The following is a 7,478-nucleotide window of genomic DNA, read 5'->3' on the forward strand; positions in this document are numbered from 1 at the left end:
TAATTGTTTAGTACATGTATAACATGTTGACAACTTGAGTTAGTGTGTTGTTTTCGGAGGGAGGGAAAGAGATGTCTAAAACCGTCGTTCGTAAAAACGAATCGCTTGAAGATGCTCTTCGTCGTTTCAAACGTACTGTATCTAAAGCAGGATCGCTTCAGGAAGCTAGGAAGCGTGAATTTTATGAAAAACCAAGCGTAAAACGTAAGAAAAAGTCTGAAGCTGCAAGAAAACGTAAATTCTAAGAGAGGGTGGAAAGATGAGTCTTCTCGAGCGTTTAAATAATGATATGAAACAAGCGATGAAGAACAAGGAAAAGGACAAACTATCTGTTATTCGGATGCTGAAAGCTTCTATTCAAAACGAAGCCATGAAGCAGAGACAAGATTTAACAGATGATGAAGAATTGACAGTGCTCTCTCGCGAATTAAAACAACGCAAAGACTCCCTCCAGGAGTTTGAAAACGCAGGTCGTTCAGATCTCGTGGATAAAGTCCGCACCGAACTAGTATACGTAGAGGCATATATGCCTGAGCAACTTTCAGAAGAAGACATTTCTAAAATCGTTAAACAAACGATTGAAGAAGTCAAAGCAACATCCAAAGCAGATATGGGGCGAGTTATGGGAGCTTTAATGCCTAAAGTTAAAGGTAAAGCGGATGGTTCTCTAGTAAACAAATTAGTACAACAACATCTATCTTAAACTCTAAACTTAAAACTCGAAACCTAACCGCAGGCAAATTGCCTGTGGTTTTTGTGTATTTCATGAATTTTTAGCGTATATTATTGAGACGCAGCCCAAGAAAATGGGGTCACTTTTAATTTTATTTGCTTTTTTTTGAAACCTTTTTCATATACATACGTAATAACTAAAGAACAGAGTAAAGGGTCGCTTCATTTGCTCCTTATTCGAATTTTAGTTGCGTGCTGAATTTACTGGTAGGTGTTCCTCCTGAACGATGGAGGCACTTACCGCGTTTAATACGGGAAAGGGGGCGTTCCGTTGAAAATTTGGCGTTATTTATCTGTACTCTTATTTGGATTGCTGTTCACCATGTCTTCTTTTTGGGGGGCGACGGCATCTGCAAACGAGAAGATCGTTTACCATGTTCCAATTGAAGAAACGGTGGAAAAGGGACTCTCGGCCTTTTTGGAGCGCGCGCTGACAACTGCTGAGGCAGCTGATGCAGATCTTGTCGTTTTCGAGGTGAATACCCCTGGAGGTGCTGTGGATGCAGCGGGGGAAATTGCAAAGTTACTGTCGGATTCACCAATCAAGACAGTTGCCTATGTCAATAACAGGGCGTTATCTGCAGGGGCATACATTTCTCTAAGTGCAGATGAGATCTATATGGTTCCGAGCGCCACCATGGGATCTGCGGCTGTGATAGATTCAACGGGGAATGCTGCAGGTAAGAAAGCGCAGTCTTATTGGTTAGCTGCCATGAAGACTGCTGCAGATCAAAATGGACGTGATCCCATATACGCCCAGGCGATGGCGGATGTTGACATCGATCTGCCCGAATATGGTGCAGAAAAAGGGAAGTTGCTGACATTTACAGCTGAACAGGCAAAAAAGGCTGGATATAGTGAAGGCACCGTCTCTGGGAAAGCGGAGCTGTATAGAATACTTGGAGTCGAGGATGCTGATATTCGTTCAATCGAAGAAAGCTTTCCTGAGAAACTTGCCCGCTTTTTGACCAACCCGATCGTCGTTCCCATTTTGTTAACGATAGCGGGAATCGGGATTGTGATCGAATTGTTTTCACCCGGTTTTGGAATTCCGGGGGTCGTTGGGATCACCAGTCTTGTCTTATTTTTCTATGGTCATCTTGTCGCCGGTATCACCGGATACGAATCGTTGGCGATGTTCATCATCGGGGTCATTCTCGTACTAATTGAATTTTTTATCCCAGGTGGGATTATCGGGCTGCTCGGATTTACCGCGATAGTGGGGAGTTTATTCCTCGCAACAGGTGATCCGGTCCATATGACGATATCCTTGCTAATTGCGGTCACCGTATCCATTTTGGTATTCATCCTACTTGTAAAGGTGTTTGGAAAACAGATGAAATTTTTCAGGAAAATGATATTAACCGATGCAACAAAAACGGAACAAGGATATGTCAGCAATCCGAACCGTTTGGATTTATTAGGTGTAGAAGGGAAGGCCCTTACAGATTTGAGGCCTTCAGGAACAGCTTTGGTCAAAGAAGAAAGAGTGGATGTCGTGACCGAAGGAAGCTTTATTTCCAAAGGTTCGTCAATCATCATCGTTAAAGTTGAAGGATCAAGGGTAGTCGTCCGGGAAATTCCGGATTCAAATTAAAATTAAAAGATACAGGAAGGATGAATCATTAAGTGATAACTTCAGGAACGATATTTATTGTACTGGCAGTGATTGCTGCCATCATCGTATTGGCAGTGTTTTTCACATTCGTACCAGTAATGCTGTGGATTTCCGCTTTAGCGGCAGGAGTCAAAATCAGTATATTTACATTAGTAGGGATGAGGCTTCGCCGTGTTATACCAAGCAGGGTCGTCAACCCGCTTATCAAGGCCCATAAGGCTGGAATCAATGTTTCAACGAATCAATTGGAAAGCCATTACCTTGCAGGCGGTAATGTCGATCGAGTGGTGAATGCATTAATTGCTGCAGAACGTGCCAATATCGTGCTTCCTTTCGAACGGGGTGCAGCCATTGACCTTGCAGGACGTGATGTACTGGAAGCCGTTCAAATGAGCGTTAACCCGAAAGTGATCGAAACTCCGTTCATCTCTGGTGTGGCGATGAATGGTATTGAAGTGAAAGCGAAGGCAAGGATAACGGTCCGGGCCAATATTGAACGCCTTGTCGGTGGTGCCGGTGAAGAGACGATCATTGCCCGTGTAGGTGAAGGGATCGTATCGACGATCGGTGCTTCGAAAATGCATACGGATGTACTTGAGAACCCCGATTTGATCTCAAGAACGGTATTATCGAAAGGGCTGGATTCAGGAACGGCATTCGAGATCCTTTCCATTGATATCGCTGAAGTGGATATCGGAAAAAATATCGGGGCCATATTACAGACGGACCAAGCCGAAGCCGATAAGAAAATAGCCCAGGCAAAGGCCGAAGAACGCCGTGCGATGGCTGTTGCGCTTGAACAGGAAATGGTTGCCCGTGTTCAGGAAATGAGAGCGAAGGTTGTTCAATCCGAAGCGGAAGTTCCATTGGCCATGGCCGATGCACTGAAAAGCGGAAACCTTGGAGTGATGGATTATATGAATATCCAAAATATCACGGCCGATACGGATATGCGCGATTCCATCAGTAAAATATCAGACAATCCGAAAGATAACAACAATAACAATAATAATATTTAGGTCAGGGAAGGAAGGTCTTTAAATGGGAGATTTTATTGATTTCTTTCTCAAGAACCCATTCCTTATCATTGTCTTGATCGGTATTTTAACGTCCATGTTAGGAAAGAAAAAGCAGCCTCAGCAATATGATGATCCTAACAAGCCTCCGAAAAAGAAATGGCAGGAGGTCATGCGGGAGCTTCAAGGTGAAATGCAGCGGGAGAATCCGCAGCAAAGCCCTGCGCCTGCTCCCGTAAGGAAAGTCGAACAGCAGGCAGCTCAGGCTGTTGAAGTGATCGATGAGACGACGAATGAGGCGAACAAAAGGATTGCGGAGCTTAGAAGGCTTCAACAGAAGTACGATCAGCAACGTTTATATCAAAAAGCGAAGGCGGACCAAATCACATCAACGATTTCAGATAATGACAGTCCGGTCTATCGCAAAGGGCCTTCTTTTGGTAAAAAGCAGCTGATTGATGGCATCATCATGTCAGAAGTGCTGGGACCGCCAAGGGCGAAGAGAAGTCTTCAGAGGTCCAGAAGGTGATTCGGAACCACGGGCTTTTTTAAGCCCGTCATTAAATGAGCATGAAAAAATAGACTTTCATCACTTATAATTTTGTGCTAGAACCCTCTTTCATTTCATACATTGAGATGAAAGGGGGTTCTTTTTTATGGCACGCAATTGGGGAAAAAAAGTGAAACAGCTTATGACCAAAACAATGGACCTTCCGCAAGATGTCATGATGGACCTGCCGCGAATTACAATGATCGGACAATTACATATTTATATTGAAAACCATCGTGGCTTATTGGCTTTTTCAGACAGTGAAGTGCGATTGATGCTGAAAAACGGGCAGTTGCTGATAAAGGGAAATGCCTTTGTCATAAAGACGATTTTGCCGGAAGAAATCATGCTCGAAGGCAAAATCGATAAGGTCTATTTTATTAATGAATGATCCCGGGAGGTCTCCATGAAAAACCAATGGACAAACTATTATACAGGCTATGTAAAGGTGAAGGCTTATGGCAAAGGTGCAGAACGGCTGATTAATATGCTGACGAGAAGGGGGCTTCATATCTGGGATGTGAAGCGTGTCGGAAGTGAAGCCCTGATTTTCCATCTGGATATCAGGGATATCCCCAAACTCCGTCAGGTCATGCGTAAGAGCGATTGTAAAGTGAAGTTCATGCAGGGAAAGGGGTTCCCTTTCCTGATGAAGAGAGTCATGAAAAACAGTGGGTTTTTAGCGGGGATGATCGCTTTCCTGCTCTGTATATTTGTACTTTCCAATATGGTTTGGGGCATCGAGGTTCAAGATGCCAAACCGGCAACCGAGCATGCGATCCGGAAAGAATTGGACAAGATGGGCGTGAAGATCGGGAAAGTGCAATTCTTTGTTGATGATGTGGATACGATTCAGCGTAAGCTGTCGGACCGGATTGGGGCATTGACATGGGTAGGGGTAGAGCTAAAGGGAACGACATACCATTTTCGGGTAGTAGAAAAACGGCAGCCTAAAGAGGTCGAGAAAACATCTCCACAAAATTTGGTTGCTTCAAAAAAAGCGATCATCGCTGATATGTTCGTTGAAAAGGGACAATCTATTGTTAATGTGAATGATTATGTAGGAAAAGGACAGCTTCTTGTTTCAGGATTGATTGGAAAAGAGGATAAACAGGAGATTGTATCGGCACAGGGAGTAATAAAAGGGAAAACGTGGTATAAAGCGAAAGTGGAAGTTCCGTTAAAAACCAAGTTTTCTGTTTTTAACGGAGATGAAACGAGCAGGCACTTTTTGAAAATCGGGGGCTTTTCCCTTCCGGTATGGGGTTTCAAGGATCCGGGATATGAAAAACAGGAAAAAGAAACGACAGTGAGGCCTTTTCACTTTCTTCAATGGGAACTACCCATTTCCTATAAACAAGTGACCTTGAGGAGCAAGGAAGATATTGTACGAAGTTATACCGAGGAAGAAGCGGTGAAGGAAGGCCGGAAAATGGCTAAAGCAGAATTGAAAAAGCATTTGGAAGAGGAAGATGAAATCATCGAGGAAAAAATTTTGCACGAAAGCATGGAGAATGGTAAAGTTAAATTATCTATACATTACCAAGTTATTGAAGATATAGCGATTGGACAGCCAATCATTCAAGGAGACTAACGAATGGCAGATGATGTGAAAGTAATTAAGCTCGAAATAAAATCACCCAATGAAGCGATCGCATTATTGGGCAATGGAGATTCAAATGTAAAAGTGCTTGAAGAGGAGCTTGGCATTTCCGTCATAACCCGAGGTGAAGCGGTGAGTGTTGCCGGGGATATCGAGCGGGTAACGATGGGGGAGGAAATCCTCAATGCATTATTGACAGTGGTGAGAAAAGGAACCGCAATCAGTTCCAGGGATGTGCTTTATGCAATTGAAATGGCAAGAAAAGGCACATTGGAGTACTTCGGTGAATTATATGATGAGGAAATCGCTAAAACGGCTAAGGGGAAATCCATTAAAGTCAAAACAATCGGGCAAAGATACTATATTCAGGCTATAAAGAAACAGGATCTTGTATTTGGAATTGGGCCTGCCGGAACCGGGAAGACCTACCTTGCTGTAGTGATGGCCATCAACGCATTGAAAAATGGACATGTTAAACGGATCATCCTGACACGGCCTGCCGTCGAAGCGGGGGAAAGCCTTGGCTTTCTGCCTGGTGATCTGAAGGAAAAGGTAGATCCTTATCTACGGCCGCTGTATGACGCTCTCCATGACCTCCTAGGGATGGAACAGACGCAAAGGATGATAGAGCGCGGAACGATCGAAATAGCTCCTCTGGCTTATATGAGGGGCCGTACGCTTGAAGATGCCTTTGTCATATTGGATGAAGCCCAGAACACGACGGAAGCCCAAATGAAGATGTTCTTGACCCGGCTTGGTTTCGGGTCGAAAATGGTCATTACGGGAGATCGGACCCAGATTGACCTTCCGAAAGGCATGAAGTCAGGTCTAGTCCGGGTAGAAGAGATCTTGAAGAATGTTAAAGGCCTTTCCTTTGTTTATTTTGAACAAAGTGATGTAGTAAGGCATCCGCTTGTCGCCAAAATCATTACTGCTTACGAGCAGGCGAAGTCATAAGAAAAAATCCGCCATTTCAATCGGCGGATTTTTCGTGATGTGTCTAAATGACAAACTTTATGGGGAAAAAGTGGATAAGAAGCTACATTTATCAATACGAAGGTGAAAATTCACATGAAAACTGTTATGATTTTACATATCTAGAATAATAAACATCATTTTTTTAGGAGGACCTTCCTTGAATCGTATCCAGAAATTTTTCACTCAAATAAAAGGGCTGTTGGTCCATCGCTTTTTTCAAGTGCTTCTGTTCATCATACTTGGTTTATTTGCGTATGCGTTAATGTTCTCCAATGTTAAGCCGGAAAGGGTCCAGGTAGAGCTTTTTAAGCCTGCGGAACAAACAATCCGTTCAACCAAGACTGTGGAAGATACCTATAAGACGGAACAGGAAAAAGAAGAGATTTCAAAACAGGTGGCGGATGTTTATTCTTTAAAAAAGGAATATGCCAAAAATAAAGTCGATCTGATTTCATCCATTTTCGATTCAGCAATAGAGGTCAATAAAGAAACGGACCCCGATAAAGACCATAAAGAAGAGGAGGGAAAAGACAATAAAAAAGAGACCGTAAAGACGGATGCTCAAAAAGTTTCCATATTAAAAGAAAAATTGACCGATGAAGTGAATAGAAATATCGAGGAATCCGTATTCCTGGCATTAGTTCAGGCGGATGAAGATGAGTTGAAAATAGCGAAGGATTCAACCATTACAGCCGTGAATAATGTGATGAGCTCGCGGATCGCTGCAAGTGATGTCGAAAATGCCAAGAAAAAGGTTGTAGAGGAATTGGATTATATGAGCATTAGTGGCGATATGAAAAAAGCCTCCACTTCCCTTGCACGTACGGCAATCATTCAGAATGTATTTTTTGATAAGGATAAAACCGAGGAACAGCGAAGGAAAGCGGTTGAAAGCGTGGAGCCGATCAGGATCCTTCAAGGTCAGATCATCGTTGAAGAAAATCAATTAGTGGACAGGGATGTATATAGGCAGCTTGAATC

General features: G+C 43.2%; 8 protein-coding genes and 1 pseudogene. All 9 read left to right on the forward strand.

Features of this window, described 5'->3' with window-relative positions:
• Nucleotides 1-71 precede the first annotated feature (71 nt).
• Complete coding sequence (gene rpsU / locus ACFVSH_RS20615; RefSeq protein WP_028391853.1) at nt 72-245, forward strand: 30S ribosomal protein S21; 174 nt, start codon at nt 72-74, stop codon at nt 243-245.
• 14 nt (nt 246-259) lie between these two features.
• Complete coding sequence (locus tag ACFVSH_RS20620) at nt 260-703, forward strand: GatB/YqeY domain-containing protein (RefSeq protein ID WP_192205606.1); 444 nt, start codon at nt 260-262, stop codon at nt 701-703.
• 306 nt (nt 704-1,009) lie between these two features.
• Nucleotides 1,010-2,329 carry an NfeD family protein gene (locus ACFVSH_RS20625; protein ID WP_387707576.1) on the forward strand — a complete coding sequence of 440 codons (1,320 nt, stop codon included), beginning with the start codon at nt 1,010-1,012 and terminating at the stop codon, nt 2,327-2,329.
• 50 nt (nt 2,330-2,379) lie between these two features.
• Nucleotides 2,380-3,369 carry a flotillin-like protein FloA gene (gene floA, locus ACFVSH_RS20630; RefSeq protein WP_387598227.1) on the forward strand — a complete coding sequence of 330 codons (990 nt, stop codon included), beginning with the start codon at nt 2,380-2,382 and terminating at the stop codon, nt 3,367-3,369.
• A gap of 22 nt (nt 3,370-3,391) precedes the next feature.
• Nucleotides 3,392-3,895, forward strand: coding sequence for a hypothetical protein (locus tag ACFVSH_RS20635; RefSeq protein WP_387598046.1), 504 nt, complete (start codon nt 3,392-3,394; stop codon nt 3,893-3,895).
• A gap of 127 nt (nt 3,896-4,022) precedes the next feature.
• Nucleotides 4,023-4,307 carry a sporulation protein YqfC gene (gene yqfC, locus ACFVSH_RS20640; protein ID WP_387598044.1) on the forward strand — a complete coding sequence of 95 codons (285 nt, stop codon included), beginning with the start codon at nt 4,023-4,025 and terminating at the stop codon, nt 4,305-4,307.
• Nucleotides 4,308-4,322: 15 nt separating this feature from the next.
• Complete coding sequence (yqfD, locus tag ACFVSH_RS20645) at nt 4,323-5,510, forward strand: sporulation protein YqfD (protein WP_260284729.1); 1,188 nt, start codon at nt 4,323-4,325, stop codon at nt 5,508-5,510.
• A 3-nt stretch (nt 5,511-5,513) separates the two neighbouring features.
• Nucleotides 5,514-6,476, forward strand: a complete 963-nt coding sequence (locus tag ACFVSH_RS20650) for a PhoH family protein (protein WP_387598040.1) — start codon at nt 5,514-5,516, stop codon at nt 6,474-6,476.
• A 178-nt stretch (nt 6,477-6,654) separates the two neighbouring features.
• Nucleotides 6,655-7,478, forward strand: a pseudogene (locus ACFVSH_RS20655) (hypothetical protein); the annotation flags it as partial.

It is taken from the genome of Peribacillus sp. NPDC058002 (assembly GCF_042886655.1).
GTDB classification, from domain to species: Bacteria; Bacillota; Bacilli; order Bacillales; family DSM-1321; genus Peribacillus; species Peribacillus aracenensis.

Excerpts from the sequence above, each read along its gene's own strand:
- ACFVSH_RS20650 (WP_387598040.1), top strand. The coding sequence starts at position 5,514 with ATGGCAGATGATGTGAAAGTAATTAAGCTCGAAATAAAATCACCCAAT.
- yqfC (WP_387598044.1), top strand. The coding sequence starts at position 4,023 with ATGGCACGCAATTGGGGAAAAAAAGTGAAACAGCTTATGACCAAAACA.
- rpsU (WP_028391853.1), top strand. The coding sequence starts at position 72 with ATGTCTAAAACCGTCGTTCGTAAAAACGAATCGCTTGAAGATGCTCTT.
- yqfD (WP_260284729.1), top strand. The coding sequence starts at position 4,323 with ATGAAAAACCAATGGACAAACTATTATACAGGCTATGTAAAGGTGAAG.
- ACFVSH_RS20620 (WP_192205606.1), top strand. The coding sequence starts at position 260 with ATGAGTCTTCTCGAGCGTTTAAATAATGATATGAAACAAGCGATGAAG.
- ACFVSH_RS20635 (WP_387598046.1), top strand. The coding sequence starts at position 3,392 with ATGGGAGATTTTATTGATTTCTTTCTCAAGAACCCATTCCTTATCATT.